The 23,168-nt window shown below is 73.7% G+C and carries 18 protein-coding genes; 13 read left to right on the top strand and 5 right to left on the bottom strand.

Going from position 1 to position 23,168, the window contains the following annotated elements; all coding sequences use genetic code 11:
* The first annotated feature begins 82 nt into the window (after positions 1-82).
* From HUT06_RS23705 to HUT06_RS23695, 3 genes are all read left to right on the top strand, one after another.
* The gene (locus tag HUT06_RS23705; protein WP_176197742.1) at positions 83-592 is read left to right on the top strand and encodes a hypothetical protein; all 510 of its coding nucleotides are present in this window, start codon (positions 83-85) and stop codon (positions 590-592) included.
* Complete coding sequence (locus HUT06_RS23700; protein WP_176197741.1) at positions 589-4,386, top strand: tetratricopeptide repeat protein; 3,798 nt, start codon at positions 589-591, stop codon at positions 4,384-4,386. Before HUT06_RS23705 ends, HUT06_RS23700 begins: the two co-directional genes overlap by 4 nt.
* A 104-nt stretch (positions 4,387-4,490) precedes the next feature.
* Complete coding sequence (locus tag HUT06_RS23695; protein WP_176197740.1) at positions 4,491-5,180, top strand: Crp/Fnr family transcriptional regulator; 690 nt, start codon at positions 4,491-4,493, stop codon at positions 5,178-5,180.
* Between the two features lie 2 nt (positions 5,181-5,182).
* Here HUT06_RS23695 and HUT06_RS23690 read toward each other — a convergent pair whose 3' ends face one another.
* Entirely contained in the window at positions 5,183-5,929 is a 747-nt protein-coding gene (locus tag HUT06_RS23690; RefSeq protein ID WP_176197739.1) for a maleylpyruvate isomerase family mycothiol-dependent enzyme, read from the bottom strand.
* Positions 5,930-5,998: 69 nt separating this feature from the next.
* Between HUT06_RS23690 and HUT06_RS23685 the strand changes: the two genes are divergently transcribed.
* The 4 genes from HUT06_RS23685 (at position 5,999) to HUT06_RS23670 (ending at position 10,928) form a co-directional block, all read left to right on the top strand.
* Positions 5,999-6,790, top strand: coding sequence for an MBL fold metallo-hydrolase (locus HUT06_RS23685; protein ID WP_176197738.1), 792 nt, complete (start codon positions 5,999-6,001; stop codon positions 6,788-6,790).
* A gap of 240 nt (positions 6,791-7,030) precedes the next feature.
* Positions 7,031-9,868, top strand: coding sequence for an excinuclease ABC subunit UvrA (gene uvrA / locus HUT06_RS23680; protein ID WP_176197737.1), 2,838 nt, complete (start codon positions 7,031-7,033; stop codon positions 9,866-9,868).
* Between the two features lie 48 nt (positions 9,869-9,916).
* Entirely contained in the window at positions 9,917-10,348 is a 432-nt protein-coding gene (locus HUT06_RS23675) for a Rieske (2Fe-2S) protein (protein ID WP_254715349.1), read from the top strand.
* Between the two features lie 85 nt (positions 10,349-10,433).
* On the top strand, positions 10,434-10,928 hold the full coding sequence (locus HUT06_RS23670) for a Rieske (2Fe-2S) protein (protein ID WP_217711413.1): 495 nt from the start codon (positions 10,434-10,436) through the stop codon (positions 10,926-10,928).
* Here the strand turns inward: HUT06_RS23670 and HUT06_RS23665 are convergent.
* Positions 10,915-12,120, bottom strand: a complete 1,206-nt coding sequence (locus HUT06_RS23665; RefSeq protein ID WP_254715348.1) for a mechanosensitive ion channel family protein — start codon at positions 12,118-12,120, stop codon at positions 10,915-10,917. The genes HUT06_RS23670 and HUT06_RS23665 overlap by 14 nt on opposite strands.
* 174 nt (positions 12,121-12,294) lie before the next feature.
* Between HUT06_RS23665 and uvrC the strand changes: the two genes are divergently transcribed.
* The 4 genes from uvrC (at position 12,295) to whiA (ending at position 17,209) form a co-directional block, all read left to right on the top strand.
* Complete coding sequence (gene uvrC, locus HUT06_RS23660; RefSeq protein WP_176197734.1) at positions 12,295-14,280, top strand: excinuclease ABC subunit UvrC; 1,986 nt, start codon at positions 12,295-12,297, stop codon at positions 14,278-14,280.
* Positions 14,277-15,155: an RNase adapter RapZ gene (gene rapZ, locus HUT06_RS23655; RefSeq protein WP_176197733.1), complete on the top strand. Its 879-nt coding sequence runs from the start codon at positions 14,277-14,279 to the stop codon at positions 15,153-15,155. Before uvrC ends, rapZ begins: the two co-directional genes overlap by 4 nt.
* 37 nt (positions 15,156-15,192) lie before the next feature.
* Positions 15,193-16,170: a uridine diphosphate-N-acetylglucosamine-binding protein YvcK gene (gene yvcK / locus HUT06_RS23650; protein ID WP_176197732.1), complete on the top strand. Its 978-nt coding sequence runs from the start codon at positions 15,193-15,195 to the stop codon at positions 16,168-16,170.
* A gap of 61 nt (positions 16,171-16,231) precedes the next feature.
* Positions 16,232-17,209, top strand: a complete 978-nt coding sequence (whiA, locus tag HUT06_RS23645; protein WP_138639614.1) for a DNA-binding protein WhiA — start codon at positions 16,232-16,234, stop codon at positions 17,207-17,209.
* A gap of 218 nt (positions 17,210-17,427) precedes the next feature.
* Here the strand turns inward: whiA and HUT06_RS23640 are convergent, their stop codons facing one another.
* From HUT06_RS23640 to HUT06_RS23630, 3 genes are read right to left on the bottom strand one after another with little or no spacing between them, the layout of a single operon-like run.
* Positions 17,428-18,636: a hypothetical protein gene (locus HUT06_RS23640; RefSeq protein ID WP_176197731.1), complete on the bottom strand. Its 1,209-nt coding sequence runs from the start codon at positions 18,634-18,636 to the stop codon at positions 17,428-17,430.
* Entirely contained in the window at positions 18,626-19,897 is a 1,272-nt protein-coding gene (locus tag HUT06_RS23635) for a hypothetical protein (RefSeq protein ID WP_176197730.1), read from the bottom strand. The genes HUT06_RS23640 and HUT06_RS23635 overlap by 11 nt, the downstream gene beginning before the upstream one ends.
* Complete coding sequence (locus HUT06_RS23630; protein ID WP_176197729.1) at positions 19,894-20,658, bottom strand: hypothetical protein; 765 nt, start codon at positions 20,656-20,658, stop codon at positions 19,894-19,896. Before HUT06_RS23630 ends, HUT06_RS23635 begins: the two co-directional genes overlap by 4 nt.
* 223 nt (positions 20,659-20,881) lie before the next feature.
* On the opposite strand from HUT06_RS23630, the gene gap reads away from it, so the two are divergent.
* Together gap and pgk are read left to right on the top strand one after the other, a co-directional pair.
* The gene (gene gap / locus HUT06_RS23625; RefSeq protein ID WP_176197728.1) at positions 20,882-21,889 is read left to right on the top strand and encodes a type I glyceraldehyde-3-phosphate dehydrogenase; all 1,008 of its coding nucleotides are present in this window, start codon (positions 20,882-20,884) and stop codon (positions 21,887-21,889) included.
* Between the two features lie 88 nt (positions 21,890-21,977).
* A complete protein-coding gene (pgk, locus tag HUT06_RS23620; protein ID WP_176197727.1) occupies positions 21,978-23,165 on the top strand; it encodes a phosphoglycerate kinase in 1,188 nt (395 codons plus the stop codon).
* Positions 23,166-23,168: the final 3 nt, after the last annotated feature.

Here is a 23,168-nt window from a genome sequence, read left to right as displayed (position 1 = left end):
GACGCAGCCGAACCGTGCGCCCGCGGACGGAAATCTCCCGCTTGCCACCGCACCATGGGAACTGGAAGATCAGGTTCGACGCGTGAGGACGGTGAAGGCGTTGGTGACCGCGTTCCGTCCCGGACCGGACAGGGAGAAGCCCGAGGAGCTCCTCGGGCACGCCTGCGAGCTGGTCCGGCTCAGCGGCAGGGACTCCGCCGTCGCCGCGGTGTTCCTCGCCCTCGTGCTCGCCGGGACCGCGTCCCGGCTCGCGGCCGGCCTGCCCGGCCTGCCCGCGCTGGCGCTGCTGCCGGTGCTCGCCGGCGCGTTCGCGGTCTCCGCCGGGTACGCCGCCCGGTCCCGCCGCACGCTGCTGGCGGTGCTCGGCGAGGTCCGCGCCCGCACCGGCTCACCCGTCGACCCGGGCGTGCCGTGGACGCCGTTCGGGTCCGCGGCCGTGCTGGAGGACCGGGTCCGCGACGCGGAGCTGCGCCGGCTGCTGGCCGCCGCGCACCGCTGCGGCGAGCTGTCCTGGCAGGCCGTCGCGTGGGCGGTGGCCACCTCCGTGCTGTTCCTGTTCTGGACGCTGGCGGCGGCGATGGCGGGCGGGTGACCGGATTGACCGACCTCGGGCAGATCGACCACGTGCCGGACGTCCGGCCGGGCAGCTTCTGGGACCGGCTCGCCCCCGCCGACCGGCAGGCCCTGCGCGCCATGGGCCGCCGCACCGACATCCCGCCCGGCGGGATGCTGTGCCACCAGGGGTCGGTGGCCCCCGCCGTGTACGTGGTGTTCAAGGCGTCGCCGCGCGCGGCCAGCAACGCGGTCGCCAAGGAGTTCGTCGACTCCAGCGACGGCGACGAGTCGATCATCGACCTGTTCGGGGCCGGGGACCTGGTCGGCGTCCTCGGCCCGTGGGGGCACCCGCAGCGCGGCAGCGTCGCCGCGCTCGACCACGTCGCGGCGCTGCGCGTGGACCGCGCCACCTTCCGCAGCCTGCTGGCGGCCAACCCGCGGGTCGCCGAGGCGATGATGCACGCGATCTCCGAGAGCGTCACCTTCGGCGGCCGCCGCCACGCGGTCCGCGCCGCCGACCACCCGCAGCGCCTCGCCTACCACCTGCTGGAGCTGGCGCACCGGTTCGGCGAGCCCGGCCCCGGCGACGGGACGCGGATCCCGCTCAAGCTCAGCCAGGCCGAGCTGGCGAACTGGGCGGGGATCTCCCGCGAGACGCTCGTGCGGTGGTTCCGGTCCTGGCGGGCCAAGGGCATCCTGCACGCCCGCCCCCGGCCGCTGACCGTGCTCGACGTCGAGCGGCTGCGGCGCGCCGCCAGCCCCTGGGGGGACGAGTGGCCCGCCGCCGGCGCCGCGCCGGCCCGTCCCGCCGAGCCCGCGGGGGACACCGGGGACACCGCCATCGCGGCGCGCGAGCCGGTGCGGCTGGAGCCGCCGGGCGGCCGCCCGACCGCGGCGCGGCTCCCCGCCGACAACGCCTTCTTCGCCGGCCGGGCGGTGAGCCTCAGCAAGCTCGACCTGCTCGTCGGCCAGTCGGTGTGGCCGCGCGCGGTCGTCGTCCAGGGCATGGCGGGGGTCGGCAAGACGACGCTGGCGCTGCACTGGGCGCACCGCGTCGCCGACCGGTTCCCCGACGGCGCCCTGTTCGCCGACCTGCGCGGCACGACCCGCAGCCCCGTCACCCCGGCGGAGGCGATGGGGCAGGTGCTGCGCGCCGCCGGCGTCCCCGGCGACCAGCTGCCCCGCACCGAGGACGAGCTGGCGGCGCAGTGCCGGTCGCTGCTCGGCGGCCGCCGGATGCTGCTGATCCTCGACAACGCCGTCCAGCCCGAGCAGGTCAGGCCGCTGCTGGCGGCGGTCGTCTCCGGGCTGGTGGTGGTCACCAGCCGGCGGCGGCTGCCCGCGCTGCTGGAGGGCGCCGACATCCGGACGCTGGAGCTGCGGGAGATGGCCACGCAGGAGGCGGTGGACCTCATCGCCAACGTCCTCGGGCCGCGCGACGCCCGCGTCCGGGACGAGCACCGGGCCGTCGAGCGGCTCGCCCGCGAGTGCGGGCACCTGCCGCTGGCGCTCGGCGTCATCGCCGGCCGGCTCGCCGAGAACCCCGGCGAGTCGATCGCCGGGACCGTCCGGGAGCTGGCCGCCCGGGACGCCCCCGCCGGCGCCCCGCCCGGGACGCCGGGACCGGGCCTGAGCGCCGCCGTCGACCCGACGTTCGACGTCGCCTACCGCAGCCTGCGCCGCGACCAGCGGGAGGCGTTCCGCCGCCTCGGGCTCCTCGCGGGCCCCGACTTCACGCCCGCCGCCCTCGCCGCCCTCCAGGACCGCACGGCCGACGCGGCCCGCGAGTGCCTGGAGGGCCTCCGGCAGGCCTACCTCGTGCAGGACGTCGGCCCCGGCCGGTACCGGATGCACGACCTGCTGCGCGACTTCGCCCGCGAGCGCGGCCTCGGCGAGGACTCCGACGGCGAGCGGCAGGCGGCGCAGCGGCGGCTGCTGGCCGGCTACCTCGCCGACGCCCGCGCGGCCGGCGCGGCGCTGCCGGGGCGGCCCCGCCCCACCGCGCACCGGGGCGAGGCGCGGGCCCGCCCGTCGGCCGCCGAGCGCGCGGAGGCGCTCGCCTGGTTCGAGGCCGAGCGGCGCAACCTGGTCGCCGCCGTCCACCAGGCCGCCCGGCTCGGCTTGCACCGCACCTGCTGGGAACTGGCCGACGCGCTGTTCGACTTCCAGGAGTTCCGCCGCTACAGCGAGGACAACATCGCCGTCCAGCAGGCGGGCCTGCACGCCGCCCGCACCGAGGAGGACTGGGCGGCGGCGGCCGTCATGCTGCACAACCTCGCGGTCGCGCACTTCGAGCTGGGCGGCTCCGTCGAGGCCATCGGCTACGGCGAGGACGCGCGCCGCGGGTTCCGGGCCGTCGACCCGCCCGACCCGTACGGGGAGGCCGTCACGCTGGCCACGCTCGCCGACGTCCACGTCGTCCTCGGCCGCTACCTGACGGCGATCGACCACGCGCGCCGCTCACTGGAGATCCACGAGCGGCTCCGCGACGACGGGGGAGTGGCCAAGAGCCGCAGCACGCTCGCCCGCGCCCACCTGGGCGTCGGCGACTACGAGACGGCGCTGGTGCACGCCGACCGCGCGCTCGCCGTCCGGCGCCGGATCGACGACCAGGCGGGCGTGGCCGAGACCCTGATCACCGTGGCCGGCGTCCACCGCCGCCAGGGCAACGTCCACGAGGCCGTGACGCACGCGCTGGAGGCGCTGTCCATCCGGCAGGAGCTCGCGGACATGCACGGCGCCGCGCAGGCGCTGACGGAGCTGGCGCGCATGAACGCCGCCCTCGGCCTGCGCGACATGGCCCAGCAGGACGCCGAGCAGGCCCTGCGCACCTACCGCGCCCTGGGCGGACGCCACGGGGAGGCGCGCGCGCTGAACACGCTCGGGATGCTGATGTGCGAGGCCAGCAAGTTCGCCGAGGCGTTCACCTACTGCGGGGAGGCGCTGCGGCTGCACCGCGACACCAGCGACCGGCACGGCGAGTCCGAGGCGCTCGCGCAGATCGGGATCGTCCACTGGCGGCTCGGGCGGTACCGGGAGGCGCGCGAGCACCTGCTGCGCGCGCTGGACATCCGCCGCGAGATCGGCGACCAGCACGGCGAGGCCCACGACCTGGAGCACCTGTCGGTCGTGATGCGCCGCCTCGGCCGCCCCCAGGAGGCGCTCGTCCTCGGCCTGGAGGCCCTCGACCTGTGGCACCGGCTCGGCGCGCGCAGCGGCATGGCCGGCACCCTCGGCAGCCTCGCCCGCACCTACTCCTGGCTCGGCCTGCCGGTGGAGGCCGAGCACGCGGCCCGGCAGGCGCTGCACCTGCGCAGGTCGGGCGGCGACTGGTACGGCCTCGGCGTCGGCCTGGACACCCTCGCCGCCGTGCTGCGCCGCGCCGGGCGCCCGGCGGAGGCCCTCGCCGAGGAGCTGGAGGCGCTGCGCTTCCTCGGCGAGGTCGGCGACCGGCACAGCGAGGCCACCGGCCTGGTCCACCTCGCCGCCATCCACCTCGACCTCGGCCGCGCCGACGACGCCCTGGAGACCGGGCGGCGCGCCCTGGACCTCGCCGCCGGGCTGGGCGCCGCCCGCGAGCAGGCGCACGCGCTGCACACGATGGCCCGCGCGTCGCAGCTGCTCGGCAAGCACGCCCGCGCGGTCGAGCACGTCGGCGCGGAGATCGTCGTCCGCCGCGACATGGACGACCGGCGCGGGCTCCGCGCGGCGCTGGAGCTGCTCGGCGACTCGCACCGCGCGCTCGGCGACCGGGCCGCCGCGGCGGACTGCGCCCGGCGCGTCCGCGCCCTCGACAACCTGCTTGAATCGGAAAGATCACTCGACACGTGACGAACGACCTGGTTCGGCGGCGGGGTGGCGCGTTCACTGGACGAGGAGTCCCGTGGACGAGGACACGTGTGCGGGTCGCGGCCCCGGCGGTGAGGAGGCGAGAGGTGGAGAGCCCGTTCTGGGACGCGCTGAGCCCGCGCACCCAGGAGGCGCTGCGCGCCGCCGGAGCACCGGTCGTGATCAGGCCGGGCGCGTTCCTGATGCGCGAGCACACCCGCGCGTCCCAGGTCTTCGTGCTGCGCGCGGGCGCCGTGAAGATCTGGGTGGACCGGGACGGCGAGACCGCGATCCTCGACGTCCTCGGGCCCGGCGACCTGGTCGGCGAGGTGGAGGCGGCCGACGGCGGCATCCGGCACGCCAACGTCGAGGCGATGACCCGGGTGGAGGCGCTCGTGCTGCCCGCCGCCCGGTTCCGCGCCGTCCTGGACGCCCACCCCGGCGCCGTCTGGGCCGTCGCCGCCGTCCTCGCCGAGCGGCTGCGCGACTCCAACGACCTGCGCGTCGCCCACTTCCCCGACGACCCCGAGCGCCGCCTCGCGAGCCGGCTGCTGCGCCTGGCCGCGCGGTTCGGCACCCCGGTCAAGCAGGAGCGGCCGGACGGCGCGCCGGAGGAGGGCGTGCACGTGCAGATCCCGATCACCCAGCAGGACCTCGGCCGCTGGGCCGGGATGGGCCGCCGCAAGGTCGCGCAGATCCTCGCCGCCGAGCCGCTGCGCGGCGGCCTGACCGTCGCGCGCAACGCGATCGTCGTGCGCTCCGCCGGCGCCCTGCGCCGCCTCGCCGGCCGCGACTGACGCTAGAACCCCGCCGGCGGGTGCGGCCAGGGCGGCGGCGCCGGCAGCGGGCCGTCCGGGCGGACGTGCACGCCCGCGCCGCCGGTGCGGCCGGACAGCCAGCCGAGCAGCGCCCGCCCCGAGCCGGACGCCTCCGGCCCGCCCGCCGTCCAGCCGAGGGCGGCGGACTCCCCAGAGTCGGTCGCGGTGATCCGGTACCCGGCCAGCCCGCCGCGGAGCCCGTCCGGCAGGGCCGCCATGTCCGCCAGCGTGGCGGCCGACGCCCACCGGACGTAGGACTCGGGCCAGTCGGCGGCGCCGTACCCGGCGGCGAGGTCGGCGTGGTGGGCCTCCACCTCGTTCCACCGGCGGTACACCGCGTACCAGGCCGGATGCGCCCAGCCCTGCATCGCCTTCACCGGAGCGTCCCAGACGTCCTCGGGCAGGCTCCGGGCCTGCCCGGCGAAGCGCTCGGCGGTGGCGCGGACGTCCGCGACCAGTTCGGCGCCGCTGCGCCCGGCGCCCGCGTCGAGGTCGGCGTTGCGCTTGTCCAGGCTCGGGTACTGCGGGATCTCCACGCCCGTCCGCGCCCATTCGAGCAGGTTCCACAGGGAGTCGGCGTTGCGGGCGATATGGGTGGCGACATGGCCCCGGCTCCACCCCGGCAGGGCCGACGGGCCGCGCAGCTCGGCCTCGCCGAGCCCTTCCAGGGTCCCGATGATGCGCTCGGTGCCCGCGTCCAGCTCCCCGATCACGTCCCGCCAGTCCATGACCCCTCCTCGGCCGGAAACGACGCTCCATCCTGTCGCACCCGCCCGTCCCGTGCCAGAGTGGTGATCATGGACCTTCCGATCTGCGCGACCTGCGGCGCCCAGTACGGCGGCCCGCGGCCCGACTGCCCCATCTGCGAGGACGAGCGCCAGTACGTCGGCTGGGACGGCCAGCGGTGGACGACCCTCACCGAACTCCGCGAGAACCACCGGGCGCGGATCGCCGAGGAGGGGCCGGGCATCGTCGGGATCGGCACCGAGCCGTCCTTCGCCATCGGCCAGCGCGCCCTGCTGCTGCGCGCCCCGTCCGGCAACGTCCTCTGGGACATGATCACCTACCTGGACGACGACCTGGTCCGCCGGGTGAACGCGCTCGGCGGCGTCTCGGCGATCGCGATCAGCCACCCGCACTACTACGGCACCATGATCGAGTGGGCGCACGCGTTCGACGCCCCGGTCTACATCCACGAGGCCGACCGCCGGTGGGTGGCCCGCCCGGACGACGCGGTCGTCTTCTGGGAGGGCGACACCCACGAGCTGGCGGACGGCATGACGCTCATCAACGCCGGCGTCCACTTCGACGGCGGCCAGGTGCTGCACTGGCGCGACGCCCGCGCCCTGTTCTCCGGCGACATCCTCCAGGTCGTCAACGACCGGGACTGGGTGAGCTTCATGTACTCCTACCCGAACTACATCCCGGAGCGCCCCCGCACCGTCCGCCGCGCGCTGCGCCTGCTGGAGCCCTACGACTTCGACCGCGTCTACGGCGCCTGGTGGAAGAAGATCGTCTACACCGGCGGCAAGGACGCGGTGCGCCGCTCCGCCGACCGCTACCTCAGCTACGCCCTGGACGACGAGTAGCCCCCGCCCTCCCGTGGGGCCGGCGGGGTTCGGGTGTTGTGGTGGCGGGGGGTGTTCGAACACGTGTACGGTCGGGTGTGCCGTCCGGACCGGTGGGGACGGGCGGGTAGCTTCATGAAATGCGGCGGCGGGCGCCGTCGTTGAAGAGTCGGGGGATTCTGTCCTACCCCGTGGCTAGCCTTGAGACGGCCCGTCTCTCTCCAGATCGCCGCGCCCCAGAAGAGGAACCGGATTCACACCGTGCATGACCGACTCATCGTGCGTGGAGCACGCGAGCACAACCTGAAGGACGTCTCGCTCGACCTCCCGCGGGACTCCATGATCGTGTTCACCGGTCTGTCGGGGTCCGGGAAGTCCAGCCTGGCGTTCGACACCATCTTCGCCGAGGGGCAGCGCCGGTACGTGGAGTCGCTGTCGGCGTACGCCCGGCAGTTCCTCGGCCAGATGGACAAGCCCGACGTCGACTTCATCGAGGGGCTGTCCCCGGCGGTGTCGATCGACCAGAAGTCGACCAGCAAGAACCCGCGGTCGACGGTCGGGACGATCACCGAGGTGTACGACTACCTGCGGCTGCTCTACGCGCGGATCGGGCACCCGCACTGCCCCGAGTGCGGCCGGCCGATCAGCCGGCAGGCGCCGCAGCAGATCGTCGACCGGGTACTGGAGCTGGAGCCCGGCACGCGCTTCCAGGTGCTGGCGCCGGTGATCCGCGGGCGCAAGGGCGAGTACCTGGAGCTGTTCCGCGAGTTGCAGTCCAAGGGCTACTCGCGGGCGCTCGTGGACGGGCAGATGATCCGCCTCGACGAGCCCCCCAAGCTCAAGAAGCAGGAGAAGCACGACATCTCCGTCGTGGTCGACCGGCTCTCGGTGAAGGACTCCGCGCGCCAGCGGCTCGCCGACTCGGTGGAGACCGCGCTCGGGCTCGCGGGCGGCACGATCGTCCTCGACTTCGTCGACCTCCCCGAGGACGACGAGCAGCGCACGCGGATGTACTCCGAGCACCTCTACTGCCCCTACGACGACCTGTCGTTCGAGGAGCTGGAGCCCCGCTCGTTCTCGTTCAACTCGCCCTACGGCGCCTGCCCCGACTGCACCGGCCTCGGGACGCGCATGGAGGTCGACCCCGAGCTGGTCGTGCCGGACGAGGAGCTGACCCTCGGCGAGGGCGCCATCCAGCCCTGGTCGAACGGGCACGTGAGCGACTACTTCCTGCGCCTGCTGTCGGCCCTGGGCGACGCCATGGGGTTCGACCTGAACACCCCGTGGCACAAGCTCCCCGCCAAGGCGCGCAAGGCCGTCCTGAACGGGCACGAGACCCAGGTCCACGTGCGGTACAAGAACCGCTACGGCCGGACGAGGTCGTACTACACCGCCTACGAGGGCGTGATCCCCTACATCCAGCGGCGGCACGCCGAGTCCGAGAGCGACTCCAGCCGGGAGCGGTTCGAGGGCTACATGCGCGAGATCCCGTGCCCGACGTGCGAGGGCGCCCGGCTCAAGCCGGTCGTGCTGGCCGTCACCATGGGCGGGATGTCGATCGCCGAGGTCGCCGCGCTGCCGATCGGCGAGGCCGCCAAGTTCCTGCTGGCGATGGAGCTGAACGAGCGCGAGAAGAAGATCGCCGAGCGGGTGCTCAAGGAGATCAACGCCCGGCTCGGGTTCCTGCTGGACGTCGGCCTCGACTACCTCACCCTCGACCGGGCGTCGGCGACGCTCGCCGGCGGGGAGGCGCAGCGCATCCGGCTCGCGACGCAGATCGGGTCCGGGCTGGTCGGCGTCCTCTACGTCCTGGACGAGCCGTCCATCGGCCTGCACCAGCGCGACAACCACCGGCTGCTGGAGACGCTGATCCGGCTCCGCGACATGGGCAACACGCTGATCGTCGTGGAGCACGACGAGGACACCATCGCCGCCGCCGACTGGATCGTCGACATCGGCCCCCGCGCGGGCGAGCACGGCGGCGAGATCGTCGTGTCCGGCACCGTCGAGGACCTGAAGAAGTCCGACCGCTCGCTGACCGGCGCCTACCTCGACGGGCGGCGCGAGATCGCCGTCCCGCAGATCCGCCGGCCGCGCACGAAGGGCCGCGAGGTCACCGTCAAGGGCGCGCAGCAGAACAACCTGCGCGACGTGGACGTGGCGTTCCCGCTCGGCGTCCTCACCGCCGTGACCGGCGTGTCGGGGTCGGGCAAGTCGACGCTGGTCAACGACATCCTCTACAACTCCCTCGCCAAGAAGCTGAACGGGGCCAAGACCGTCCCCGGCAAGCACCAGCGGGTCAACGGCGTCGACCAGCTCGACAAGGTCGTGCACGTCGACCAGTCGCCGATCGGGCGCACGCCGCGCTCCAACCCGGCGACCTACACCGGCGTGTTCGACCACATCCGCAAGCTGTTCGCGCAGACCACCGAGGCGAAGGTGCGCGGCTACCAGCCGGGCCGGTTCTCCTTCAACGTCAAGGGCGGCCGCTGCGAGAACTGCTCCGGCGACGGCACCATCAAGATCGAGATGAACTTCCTGCCGGACGTCTACGTCCCGTGCGAGGTCTGCCACGGCGCCCGCTACAACCGGGAGACCCTGGAGGTCCACTACAAGGGCAAGACGATCTCCGAGGTGCTCGACATGCCGATCGAGCAGGCCACCGAGTTCTTCGAGCCGATCAAGGCGATCCACCGGCACCTGAAGACGCTCAACGACGTCGGCCTCGGCTACGTCCGGCTGGGCCAGCCCGCGCCGACCCTGTCGGGCGGCGAGGCGCAGCGCGTCAAGCTGGCGTCCGAGCTGCAGAAGCGCTCCACGGGCCGCACGATCTACGTGCTGGACGAGCCGACCACCGGCCTGCACTTCGAGGACATCCGCAAGCTTCTCGGCGTGCTGAACGGCCTGGTCGACAAGGGCAACACGGTGATCGTGATCGAGCACAACCTGGACGTCATCAAGACCGCCGACTGGATCGTCGACATGGGCCCCGAGGGCGGCTCCCGGGGCGGCACGGTCGTCGCCGCGGGCACCCCCGAGGACATCGCCGCGGTCGAGGCCAGCCACACCGGGCAGTTCCTCAAGAAGATCCTCGGCTAGGCCGGGGCCGGTTCGAGGTCCCCGGGCCCGTCCACCAAGATGGGACCCATGGGAGAGAACGCGACGCCCCGGGCTGCCGGGGACGGGGACATCGGGCGGCGTACGGTGCTGTGCGGCGCCGGGGTGATCGGCGCGGCCGCGCTCGCCGGGTGCGCTTCGGGCGGCGAGGAGAAGTCCGCGCAGGAGCTCAAGGGCAAGGAGATTGCGAAGGCCGCGGACGTCCCGGTCGGCGGCGGGAAGATCTACGGGGACGAGAAGATCGTCGTGACGCAGCCCGCGCAGGGCACCTTCAAGGCGTTCACGGCGGTCTGCACCCACCAGGGCTGCACGGTGGGCAGCGTGAAGCAGGGGCTGATCAACTGCCCGTGCCACGGCAGCGAGTTCAAGATCACCGACGGCTCGGTGGCGAAGGGGCCGGCGGACGAGCCGCTGCGGGAGTACCCCGTCCAGGTGAAGAACGGCGGCATCGTCGTCACCTGATTTTCGTTCTGGTTTGAACCATCCGGCGCGCCCGTCCGTGCTTCCGGTGATGGACCGATCGAGAGAACCCACCGGAGGGTCGAGCATGGCAGAGGCGTCCGAGACGCAGGCGGACGGGACGGAGCGGGCGCCGGGGGAACCGCGCAGCCGCAGGACGCTGCTCATCGGCGCGGGGCTCGCGGGCGTGGCCGGGCTGGCCGCCGCGTGCGGCGGGTCCGGTGACGACGGCGGGTCCGGCGGCGCGGACACCGGAGCGGAGCCGGGGGCGAGCGGCGGCGCGGGCGGGGCGGGCGGTACGGCGCTCGCGTCCGCCGGCGAGATCCCGGTCGGCGGCGGCAAGGTGTTCGAGGACGCCAAGGTCGTCGTCTGCCAGCCGCAGCAGGGTCAGTTCACGGCGTTCTCCGCCGCCTGCACCCATCGCGGGTGCAGCGTCGGGTCGGTGTCCGGCGGGACGATCAACTGCCCCTGCCACGGCAGCAAGTTCAAGATCAGCGACGGCTCGGTGGTGAACCCGCCCGCCGACGAGCCGCTGGAGGCCCGGAAGGTCACCGTGCAGGGCGACAAGATCATGCTCGCCTGAGCCGCTTCGGCGGCGGGCCGTCCCCGGGCGGGCCGTCCCCGGGCGTGTCGGCCCGCCCGCCGTCGGGGTCCTCGGGCGCGTTCACCCCGGCCGAGGCGCCGCCCTCGGTCCGCGGGGCGGCGTCCGGGGCGGCCCCGTCGGCGGACGGCGCGGCCCCGTCGGCGACGGGGACGGACCCGACCCGGAACCGGGGGACCGCCTCGGGGTGGTGGTCGCGGATGTAGGCGATGAGATGCTCGCGGATGTCGCAGCGCAGGTCCCAGGTGCTCGCCGAGTCGGCGGCGCTCATCAGCGCGCGCAGCGTGATCAGCCCGTTCGGCTGGGTCTCCACGACCTGCAGCACCCACTCGCGCCTGTCCCACAGCGGGTTGTCCCGGAGCGCCGAGTACAGTTCGGCCCGCAGCTCCTCGACCGGCACCGTCCAGTCCACGTGCAGCTCGACCGAGCCGAGCAGGCGGCTGGAGTGCCGGGTCCAGTTCTCGAACGGCTGCTCGGTGAAGTGCGACACCGGGAAGATCATCCGCCGGTCGTCCCAGAGCCGGAGCACCACGTACGACAGGGTCAGCTCCTCGACCCGCCCCCAGGTGCCCTGGGTGACGACGATGTCGTCCAGTCGCAGCGCGTCGCTGAACGCCAGCTGCAGCCCGGCGAGCAGGTTGCCGAGGGTGGGCCGCGCCGCGATGCCGACCACCAGCCCGGCGACGCCCGCCGAGGCGAGCACCCCGGCGCCGACCGCGCGCACGCCCGGGAAGGTGAACAGCGCCGCGCCCACCGCGAGGATCACGATCAGCACGGCCGCGATCCGGCGCAGCAGCAGCATCTGGGTGCGGGCGCGGCGGGCCCGCCGGTTGCGCTCGCCCTCGATCCGCATCAGCCGCTCCAGCGGCGGGTCGCTCAGCGCGTACCCGATCCGCAGGACCAGCCAGGTGGTGGCGCCGATGGCCGCGATCCGCAGCGCGTGCCGGACGGCGCCGTCGGGCTGCCCGTGCAGCAGGTGGTAGGGCATCGCGGCGTTGGCGCTGACGACCGCCGCGAACGCGAACGCGGGCGCCGCGACGCGGCGGGCGACCCGGCCCGCGCCCGGCCAGCGGTGCGACAGCCGCCCGGCGAGCAGCCGGCGCCCGGCCTCCACGACGATCACGGACGTGGCGACGACGCCCGCCAGGACGGCCCACGCCCAGAGTGCGGACATGTGCGGGGCGACCTCCTCCGGCTGATCGGCGACCTCCGTTCGACCTTCTCTTTCCACTGGCTTTGCGGTCATCCGACCCGGAAGGGAGATCTATGTCACCCCCGCGCCGTCCCCGATCGGACCGGACGCGCACGGGAGCACGGCGTGTCGGTGCCGCCCACTAGGCTTCTGAGCGTGGCAGATCCGGCGACCTACCGACCCGCACCCGGCTCCATCCCGGAGTCCCCGGGGGTGTACCGATTCCGCGACGAGCACGGCCGGGTCATCTACGTGGGCAAGGCGAAGAGCCTGCGCTCGCGGCTGAACTCCTACTTCGCCGACTTCTCGGCGCTGCACCCGCGCACGCAGACGATGGTGCGCACGGCCGCCTGGGTCGACTGGACGGTCGTCGGTACCGAGGTCGAGGCCCTCCAACTGGAGTACTCCTGGATCAAGGAGTTCGACCCCCGGTTCAACGTCCGCTACCGGGACGACAAGTCCTATCCGTATCTCGCCGTCACCCTGAACGAGGAGTTCCCGAGGGTGATGGTGATGCGCGGCGCGAAACGCAAGGGCGTGCGCTACTTCGGGCCGTACTCGCACGCGTGGGCGATCCGGGAGACGGTCGACCAGCTGCTGCGCGTGTTCCCCGTCCGGACGTGCAGCGCCGGCGTGTTCAAGCGGCAGCACCAGCTCGACCGGCCCTGCCTGCTCGGCTACATCGGCAAGTGCTCCGCGCCGTGCGTCGGCCGCGTCTCGCCGGACGAGCACCGCCTCCTCGCCGAGGACTTCTGCGACTTCATGGCGGGCAACACCTCCCGGTTCATCCGGCGCCTCGAACGCGACATGCGCGAGGCCGCCGCGTCCCAGGAGTACGAGCGCGCCGCCCGGCTCCGCGACGACATCCGCGCGCTGGAGCGGGCGCTGGAGAAGCAGGCCGTCGTGCTGCCCGACAGCACCGACTGCGACATGATCGCATTCGCCGAGGACGAGCTGGAGGCGGCCGTCCAGGTGTTCTACGTGCGCGGCGGCCGCATCCGGGGGCAGCGCGGCTGGGTGGTCGACAAGGTCGAGGAGGTCACCACCGCCGACCTGGTCGAGAACTTCCTCATCCAGATCTACGGCGAGAGCGAGTCGGTGCCCCGGGAGGTGCTCGTCCCGGCGCTGCCGCCCGACGCGGACGCCATGGCCGAGCTGCTGTCGGAGGAGCGCGACGGGCCGGTGCGGCTGCGCGTCCCGCAGCGCGGCGACAAGAAGGCCCTGCTGGAGACGGTCGCCCGCAATGCCCACGAGGCGCTGAAGCAGCACAAGACGCGCCGCGCGTCCGACCTCACCACCCGCAGCCGCGCCCTCCAGGAGATCCAGGAGGCGCTGGAGCTGGACGAGGCGCCGCTGCGCATCGAGTGCTACGACGTGTCGAACCTGCAGGGCACGAACGTGGTCGCCTCCATGGTCGTGTTCGAGGACGGCCTGGCCCGCAAGGGCGAGTACCGCCGGTTCACGATCAAGGCCGTCGAGGGGCAGGACGACGTCCGCTCCATCCACGAGGTGATTACCCGCCGGTTCCGCCGCTACCTCGCCGAGAGCGAGAAGATGGGCGAGCTCGACCACCTCGGTGATCCGGAGGAGGAGGGCGCGCACCAGCCGATCGACCCCGAGACCGGTCGGCCGCGCAAGTTCGCCTACCCGCCCAACCTGGTGATCGTCGACGGCGGCCCGCCGCAGGTCGCCGCCGCGCAGCGCGCCCTCGACGAGCTGGGCGTGGACGACATCGCCGTGTGCGGCATCGCCAAGCGCCTGGAGGAGCTGTGGCTGCCCGGCGAGGCCGATCCGGTGATCCTGCCGCGCAACAGCGAGGGCATGTTCCTGGTCCAGCGGGTACGCGACGAGGCGCACCGTTTCGCCATCACCTTCCACCGGCAGCGGCGGTCCAAGTCCATGACGGTCAGCGAACTCGATAACGTTCCGGGTCTGGGCCCGGCGCGGCGCGCGGCGCTGCTGAAGCACTTCGGCTCGGTGAAGCGGCTGAAGGACGCGACGCCCGAGCAGGTCGCCGAGGTCCCGGGGATCGGCATGCGCAGCGCCGAGGGCATCGTCGCGGCGCTGCACGGCGGTACCGTCCCGGCGCGCGAGGCGGCGGGCGGCACGGGCGACGGGGAGCACAGGGGGAGACGGGGATGACCAGCGAGACGAAGATCCCGGACATCGTGATCGTGACCGGCATGTCGGGGGCGGGCCGCAGCACCGCGGCCAAGTCCCTGGAGGACCTCGACTGGTACGTGGTCGACAACCTGCCGCCGGGGCTGCTCGCCACGATGGCCGACCTCGGCGGCCGGGTGAAGGACGCGGTGCCCCGCATCGCCGTCGTGGTGGACGTGCGCAGCCGCGCCTTCACCGCCGACCTGCACTCCTCGATCGCGGAGCTGGAGGCGCGGGGCGTCCACCCGCGGGTGGTGTTCCTGGAGGCGAGCGACGCCGACCTGGTGCGCCGGTTCGAGAGCGTCCGCCGCCCGCACCCGCTGCAGGGCGACGGCCGGCTGGTCGACGGCATCGCCCGCGAGCGGGAACTGGTCCGCGAGGTGCGCGCCGAGGCCGACCTGGTGATCGACACCAGCGGGCTCAACGTGCACGAGCTGCGCAACAAGATCATCGGGTTCTTCGGCAACGACACCGGCGAGTCCAGCCTGCGCGCCACCGTGGTGTCGTTCGGCTACAAGTACGGCCTGCCGGTCGACGCCGACCTCGTCGTCGACTGCCGGTTCCTGCCGAACCCGCACTGGGTGCCGGAGCTGCGCCCGAAGACCGGCCGCGACACCGCCGTCCGCGACTACGTGCTCGGGCAGCGCGGCGCCAAGGAGTTCCTGGACGCCTACTCCGAGGTCCTGCGGCTGCTCGCCGACGGCTACGAGCGCGAGGGCAAGCACTACGTGACGCTCGCCGTGGGATGCACCGGTGGAAAACACCGTAGTGTGGCCATGGCGGAACAGATCGCCGCCCGGCTGCGGGACGAGGGCATCGAGGTGCAGGTCGCCCACCGTGACCTCGGCCGCGAATGAGCAGCCGCGGGTCCCGGACGAGGAGAGAAACGGCACGGTGAAGCCTTCTGGCTCGACGGAGGGCCCGAAGGTCGTCGCGCTCGGCGGCGGCCATGGCCTGTACGCCTCCCTGTCGGCGCTGCGCCGCGTCACCGACCGGCTGACCGCCGTCGTCACCGTCGCCGACGACGGCGGCTCCAGCGGCCGGCTCCGCCGCGAACTGGGCGTGCTGCCGCCCGGCGACCTGCGGATGGCGCTCGCCGCCCTCTGCGGCGACGACGAATGGGGCCAGACCTGGCGGGACGTCGTCCAGCACCGGTTCGGCAGCGAGGGCGACCTGAAGGACCACGCCGTCGGCAACCTGCTGATCGTCGCGCTGTGGGAGCTGCTCGGCGGCGCCGGGACCGCGGGCTCCACCGTCGCCGGCCTCGACTGGGTCGGCCGGCTGCTCGGCGCGCACGGCCGCGTGCTGCCGATGGCGGCCGTCCCGATGGACATCGTCGCCGAGGTCCGCGGCGCCGACCCGGCCCGCCCCGGCGAGGTCACCCGGGTCAAAGGGCAGGTGGCGTGCGCGAAGACGCCCGGCAGCGTGCTCGGGATCTCGCTCGTGCCCGCCGACCCGCCCGCCTGCCCCGAGGCGCTCGCCGCCGTCGAGGACGCCGACTGGATCGTGTTCGGCCCCGGCTCCTGGTTCACCAGCGTCCTGCCGCACCTCAAGGTGCCCGCGCTGGCCCGCGCGCTCACCACCGCCCGCGCCCGCCGCGTCGTCGCGCTGAACCTCGCGCCGCAGCCCGGCGAGACCGACGACTTCTCGCCGCAGACCCACCTGGAGGTCCTGCAGGCGCACGCCCCGGACCTGCGGGTCGACGTCGTCCTCGCCGACCGGGGCGTGGTGGACGACCCGGCCGCGCTCGACAAGGCCGTCCAGGCGCTCGGGGGGCGGCTGGTCCTCGCCGACGTCGCCGCCGACGACGGCTCGCCGCGTCATGAACCCGCCCGGCTGGCCCAAGCCTTGGTACAGATTTTCAGCGAGTGACATCCCGCGTGGTCGGCATCGGCCACACTGCTGGGAGTCCGATAGGGGGAGGGTTCATCAGATGGCGATGACCGGTGTGGTCAAGGACGAGCTGAGCAGGCTCACGGTCATGAAGCCGTGCTGCCGCAAGGCCGAGGTCTCGACGCTGCTGCGGTTCGCGGGCGGCCTGCACCTGGTCAGCGGGCGGATCGTGATCGAGGCCGAGATCGACACCGGCGTCGCGGCACGGCGCCTGATCAAGGACATCGCGGAGGTGTTCGGGCACACCTCCGAGGTCGTCGTGCTCGCGCCGAGCGGGCTGCGCAAGGGCAACCGCTACGTCGTCCGCGTGTTCCGCGACGGCGAGTCGCTCGCCCGGCAGACCGGGCTCATCGACAACAACGGCCGGCCCGTCCGCGGGCTGCCCCGGCACGTGGTCGCGGGGGCGGCCTGCGACGCCGAGTCGGCCTGGCGCGGCGCGTTCCTCGCCCACGGCTCCCTCACCGAGCCCGGCCGCTCCATGTCGCTGGAGGTGACCTGCCCCGGCCCCGAGGCCGCGCTCGCCCTCGTCGGCGCCGCCCGCCGGCTCAAGATCCACGCCAAGGCCCGCGAGGTCCGCGGCGTCGACCGCGTCGTCGTCCGCGACGGCGACGCCATCAGCGCCCTGCTCACCCGGCTCGGCGCGCACGACAGCGTCCTCGCCTGGGAGGAGCGCCGCATGCGCCGCGAGGTCCGCGCCACCGCCAACCGGCTCGCCAACTTCGACGACGCGAACCTGCGCCGCTCCGCCCGCGCCGCCGTCGCCGCCGGCGCCCGCGTCGCCCGCGCCCTGGAGATCCTCGGCGACGACGCCCCCGACCACCTCGTCAAGGCCGGCCGCCTCCGCCTGGAGCACAAGCAGGCGTCCCTGGAGGAACTCGGCCAGCTCGCCGACCCGCCCCTCACCAAGGACGCCATCGCCGGCCGCATCCGCCGCCTCCTCGCCATGGCCGACAAACGCGCCACCGACCAGGGCATCCCCGGCACGGAGGCGAACCTCACCGCGGACATGCTCGGCTAGCCCAGGGGGGCTGTGTTTATCCAGGGGGGCGACCCCCTGGAACCCCCGTCAGCGGCCGAGAGGCCGTTTCCCGAGCCGCTGGCGCGTCTCGTGAAACGGCCTCTCGGCCGGCGGGTCGGGCGGCCTCCGGGCGTTGGGCGCCCTCCGGCCGCACGACCCGTGGGCCGGCGCTGAGCTTCGGGCCCTGGGGGCTGGGGTTCGGGCCCCGGGGGTGCTGGTCAGGTCTGGGTGTGGTCGCCTCTGAGGATTCGGGGGACCAGGTCCTCTCTTAGGTGGCCGTAGCCGGTTTCGGCCCAGACGCTCTTGGTGGGGTCGGCTTCGAAGTAGGGGACTTCGCGGCCGTCGCGGCGGTCCATGAGGATGTCGGGGGTCTGCTTCGCGCGGGCGGCGCGGGCGCAGTCGCGGCAGGCGTGGACGCGGAGGCGGCGGCGGGAGCCGATGGGGCGCCAGTCGATGCGGGGGCCCGCGTCGCCGTGCAGCGGGTTGAAGAAGCAGAGCGGGCTCGGCGGGATCTCCGGCTTCCCGGCGGCGACGGCGCGGGCGGACGCGAGCGCGTCGCGGCCCTGGTCGACCAGGACGAGCACGCCGGCCAGGTCGGGGACGCCGCGCGAGCGGTCCAGGACCTTGCCGGCCGCCTGGTAGGCGTCCAGGGCCCGGGTCATCAGCTCGCCGGTCCGCTCCCCGGACACCGGCACGTCGGTGGTGTCCAGGAGCTCGCCGAACGCGATGACCTCATGGGACGCCTGCTCGCGGAGCTGGTCCTCGCTGGCGCGCTTCGCCGTGGAGAACACCGTGCGGGGCAGCAGCAGCGCGCTGCCGTCGCGGCGGACGGACGCCATGCGGCGGCGGCGCCACAGCAGCAGGCCCGCCGCCCCGGCCGCCGCGATGCCCGCGGCGCCGAGGGCGAAGGGGAGCGCGGAGGAGTCCTCGCCATCGCCGGTGGGGAGGCCCTGCTCGGAGCGGCGCTGCTTGGCGCGCTTCTCGATCGCCGCCGACTGGCGGTCGTACTCCTTCTTCGCGTTGCCCGACAGCATGAGGTCGGCGATCCGGTCGAGGCGGGTCGCGACGGACGCGTCGTCGTAGGCGCGGTCGAACGACACCGCCCACGCGGCGTAGCGGGCCTGGTGGTCGCCGCCGAACTCCTTGGCGCGCAGGTCGTCGCCGCTGTCGCTGAAGGTGATGTAGACGCCGTCCCGGCCGAGTTTCGCGTGCACGACCGTCGCGAGCTGGTCGTCGTCGCTCCACGTGCCGCCCTTGATCAGCGGGACGAGGACGACGAACACCGGCACGGGCAGCTTGCGGAACTTGGCGATGAGCCGGTCGCGGTCGGCCTTCGGCAGCGCGGACGCGAGCGACGGGTCGACGTAGACGGGGGAGCGCCGCAGCGCCGCGGCGAGCCGCTCGCCCGGGGACGGTTCACTCGACACCGAGATACTCCTGGATGCGGGGGATCATGTTGCCGTCCGCCCCGAAGCCGGTGTCCTTCCAGACCCCGGGGACGGCGTAGTGCGGGCGCCGGCCGTGGGGGCCGGGGACCCTCAGCCTCCGTTCGGCCAGGGCCGACGAGCTTCTGGCGGCGCACGCCGAGCAGACGGGGCGCCGCCTGGTGCGGCCGTCGCCCGCGTGCACCTTGCGGCGCTGGGCGGACGGGCCGTGCAGCGGGTTGATGAAGCACGGCGGCGGTGGCGCCGCGGTCTTGTCCGCCAGTGCCGCCCGGCCCTGGCGGGCCAGCACGATCACTCCGGCGAGGTCCAGGACGCGTTCGGGGTCCTCGCCGGCGTCGTCGTAGAGGATCTGCGCGACGTCGTAGGCGGACGCCGCGTACTCGCGGCCGGGGTTGTCCTCCGCGGCGTCCGGGAGCAGGCCCCGCAGGCGGTCCAGCTCCTTGGCGCCTGTCCGGCGCAGCCATTTCACGGACGGCTCGGCGGGGGCGTTGGCATGGGTCTCGACGCCCGCGGGGGCACGGGGTGTGCGGTGGCGGCGGTGGCGGCGGTAGGCGGCGGCGCCCGCGCCGGCGCCGTAGAGCACGAGCGCGCTGAGCGGGCCGACGAGCAGCAGGCCGGCGAGGAAGGGGGGCCCGGTCTCGGGCTCGACCGTCCGCAGCGTGTGCTCCTGCCCGAACGGGTCGGGCGTGGTGTAGAGGCGGGGGGTCTGCGGGGTCCGGGACGGGGCGTCCTGGATGATCCGCAGCCGGAGGGCGAGGCGGTCGGCCAGGTCGGCGAAGCGGCGCTCGGAGTCGGCGGGGCGCTGCGCGCGGTCGTCGTCGATGGCGTACATCCGGCGCGGCACGCCGAACGCCTCCTCCTCGAACCAGGCGGACGAGTTGACCAGGACGTAGAGGCCGTCGCGGCGGAGCCGGTCGTGGATCCCGTGCAGGAAGACGTCGTCCCTGCCCTGGCTCTCCGAGTCGGACTTGTTCGGGATCACCACCACGTAGACGGGCGCGCCGAGCGTGCCCGCCGCCGACTTCATGGCCGCGCGGACGCGGGCGCGCCCGGTCTCGTCGAGCGCCGAGGCCATGTCGGGGTCGATGAAGAGGGGGTCCTTGCCGAGGGCCGCGGCCACCCGGTCCAGCCGGTGCCGCGCGTACGCGGGGACGGGCTCGCTCGCGGCGGCGGGCGCGGTGACAAGCGGGGAGGCGGCCAGCAGTACGGCCGTGAGGGCCAGGATCCGGATGATGGGGTTCACCGGCGCTTCCCCTGCCTTCCGCCCTTGCTCTTCTGTTTGCGCGCCGTCGTTCGGGGCTGCGCCGTCTTTGCCGCCTCGGCGGGCCGCCGTCGGTGTCGCCACCAGCGCACCCACAGCAGCAGCAGGAGGAGAGGGACGGCGCTGAGGACCGCGCCGGTGGCGAAGGCGACCTGCTCCGCGCGGGCCGCCTCGCGCTCGGACCGGTCGCGGGCGTCGAGGGCGATGCGGACCTTGGACTTCGGGCGCGGGCCCGCGTTGTCGCTCCGCTCCTTGGCGCGGCCGGACAGGGCGACCTCCACGAACCGCTCGATCACCGCCACCGCGCCCGCGTCGCCGGCCAGCTCGGACGTCGCGGCCCGCATCGCGTCCCTCACCGGGAGCGTCGCTCCGCCGTACTGGACGGCGGAGAGGGACGTGTGCGCCGGGTCGGCCACGATGTAGACGCCCGGCTTGCCGAGGCTGTCGTGCAGGAGCGGGACCAGGTCGTCGGTGGAGTAGCGGTCGACGAGGTAGGTCGGGGTCACGGCGACGAAGACGGGCACGCCGAGGCGGGCGACCGCCTTCCTGATCCGCTGGGCGGCGTCCGGCGGCAGCGCCCGCGGGGCGTGGTCGGTGACGTACACCGGGTCGCGGCGCAGCTCGGCCGCGAGGTGGTCGACGCGGCTCACCGGCTTGGCACGCTCCAGCGCCGCCGCGGCCGCGGGCGCCGGCAGGCACGCGAGCAGGACGCCTATCACCAGAGCAGAGCACGCGCGCCACATGGTGGGCGAGTGTAGTGATGATCGATGAATCACGTGAGCTGGGGTGGAAGCGGGAGGATCCCCCGGCCGGGGGACGGCGGTCTCACCCGTGAAAACCCACACCACCGGTGTCGGGCTACTCATGAGTCATTGGATAGGGTCGAGGCAGGGGAGAACCCCGGAATCACCGTAGTTGACAGTCCGGGTTCGTGCCGGGCGATACGACGTGAGGGAGAGCCGTTCCGTGACCATCCGAGTAGGCATCAACGGGTTCGGCCGGATCGGCCGCAACTTCTACCGCGCTGTCAAGGCGAGCGGGGCCGACATCGAGATCGTGGCGGTCAACGACCTGACCGACAACGCCACGCTCGCCCAGTTGCTCAAGTACGACAGCATTCTCGGCCGTTTCCCCGAGGACGTGCGCGCCACCGCCGACGAGATCGTCGTGGGCGGCAAGGCGATCAAGGCGTTCGCCGAGCGCGACCCCGCCAACCTGAAGTGGAGCGATGTCGGCGCCGACGTCGTCGTGGAGTCGACCGGTTTCTTCACCGACGCCACCAAGGCCAGGGTGCACGCCGACAACGGCGCGAAGAAGGTGATCATCTCCGCGCCGGCCAAGAACGAGGACGTCACGGTCGTGCTGGGCGTGAACGACGGCGAGTACGACCCGGCGCGGCACACCGTGATCTCCAACGCGTCCTGCACCACCAACTGCCTGGCCCCGCTGGCGAAGGTGCTGCACGACAACTTCGTCATCGAGAAGGGCCTGATGACGACGGTGCACGCCTACACGCAGGACCAGAACCTGCAGGACGCGCCGCACAAGGACCTGCGCCGCGCCCGCGCCGCCGCGCTGAACGTCGTGCCGACCTCCACCGGCGCCGCCAAGGCGATCGGCCTCGTGCTGCCCGAGCTGAAGGGCAAGCTGGACGGCTACGCCCTGCGCGTCCCGGTGCCGACCGGCTCCGCCACCGACCTCACCGTCACCGTGTCCCGCGACGTCACGGTCGAGGAGGTCAACGAGGCGTTCCGGAAGGCCGCCACCGAGGGCCCGCTGAAGGGCTACCTCGTCTACACCGAGGACCCGATCGTCTCCAGCGACATCGTCACCGACCCGGCGTCCTGCATCTTCGACTCCGGGCTGACCAAGGTCATCGGCGACCAGGTCAAGGTCGTCGGCTGGTACGACAACGAGTGGGGCTACTCCAACCGCCTCGTCGACCTCGTCAAGCTCGTCGGCTCGCAGCTGTAACCGAAGCCGTCGCCGCCGTGGCCGCGGCGCGCCCGGAAGGGGGCGCGCGGCCACGGCGCGGCCGTGTACGGAAGGACATCGCATCCCGATGCGCACCATTGACGATCTCGACGTCGCCGGGAGGAGGGTGCTCGTCCGCGCGGACCTCAACGTCCCGCTGGAGGACGGCGCCATCACCGATGACGGGCGGATCCGGGCCAGCCTGCCGACGATCGAGGAGCTGGCGGCCCGGGGCGCCAAGGTCATCGTCTGCGCCCACCTCGGCCGCCCCAAGGGCGAGGTCAAGCCCGAGTTCTCGCTCGCCCCCGTCGCGACGCGGCTGGGCGAGCTGCTCGGCGCGGACGTGGCGTTCGCGTCCGACGTCGTCGGCGACTCCGCCCGCGCCGCCGCCGAGGGCCTCGCGGACGGCGGCGTCGCGCTGCTGGAGAACCTGCGCTTCGAGCCGGGGGAGACCAGCAAGGACGACGCCGAGCGCGGCGCCTTCGCCGACCGGCTGGCGGCCCTCGCCGAGATCTACGTCGGCGACGGGTTCGGCGCCGTGCACCGCAAGCACGCGTCCGTGTACGACGTGCCGAAGCGGCTCCCGCACGCCGCGGGCGGGCTGATCGCCGCCGAGGTCGAGGTGCTCCGCAAGCTCACCGAGGACTTCGCCCGCCCCTACGCGGTCGCGCTCGGCGGCTCCAAGGTGTCCGACAAGCTCGGCGTGATCGACAACCTGCTCGGCAAGGCCGACCGCATCCTGATCGGCGGCGGCATGGTGTTCACCTTCCTCAAGGCCCAGGGCCACGAGGTCGGTAAGAGCCTCCTGGAAGCCGACCAGCTCGACACCGTCCGCGCGTACCTGCGGCGGGCCGAGGAGGCGGGCGTCGAGTTCGTGCTGCCCGTCGACATCGTCGCGGCCACCGCGTTCGCGGCCGACGCCGACCACGCCGTGGTCGCCGCCGACGCGATCCCCGCTGACCGGCTCGGCCTGGACATCGGCCCCGAGTCCGGCAAGCTGTTCGCCGCGCGCCTCGCCGACGCCCGGACGGTGTTCTGGAACGGCCCCATGGGCGTGTTCGAGATGGAGCCGTACTCGCACGGCACCCGCGCCGTCGCGCAGGGCCTCATCGACTCCGGCGCGTTCACCGTGGTCGGCGGCGGCGACTCCGCCGCGGCCGTCCGGCGGCTCGGCTTCGACGAGGCCGCCTTCTCCCACATCTCGACCGGCGGCGGCGCCAGCCTCGAATACCTCGAAGGCAAGACGCTGCCCGGCCTGCAGGCCCTGGAGGACTGACCG

This window comes from Actinomadura sp. NAK00032, from assembly GCF_013364275.1.
Classification (GTDB): domain Bacteria; phylum Actinomycetota; class Actinomycetes; order Streptosporangiales; family Streptosporangiaceae; genus Spirillospora.
This window is presented reverse-complemented; position numbering and strand designations above follow the sequence as displayed.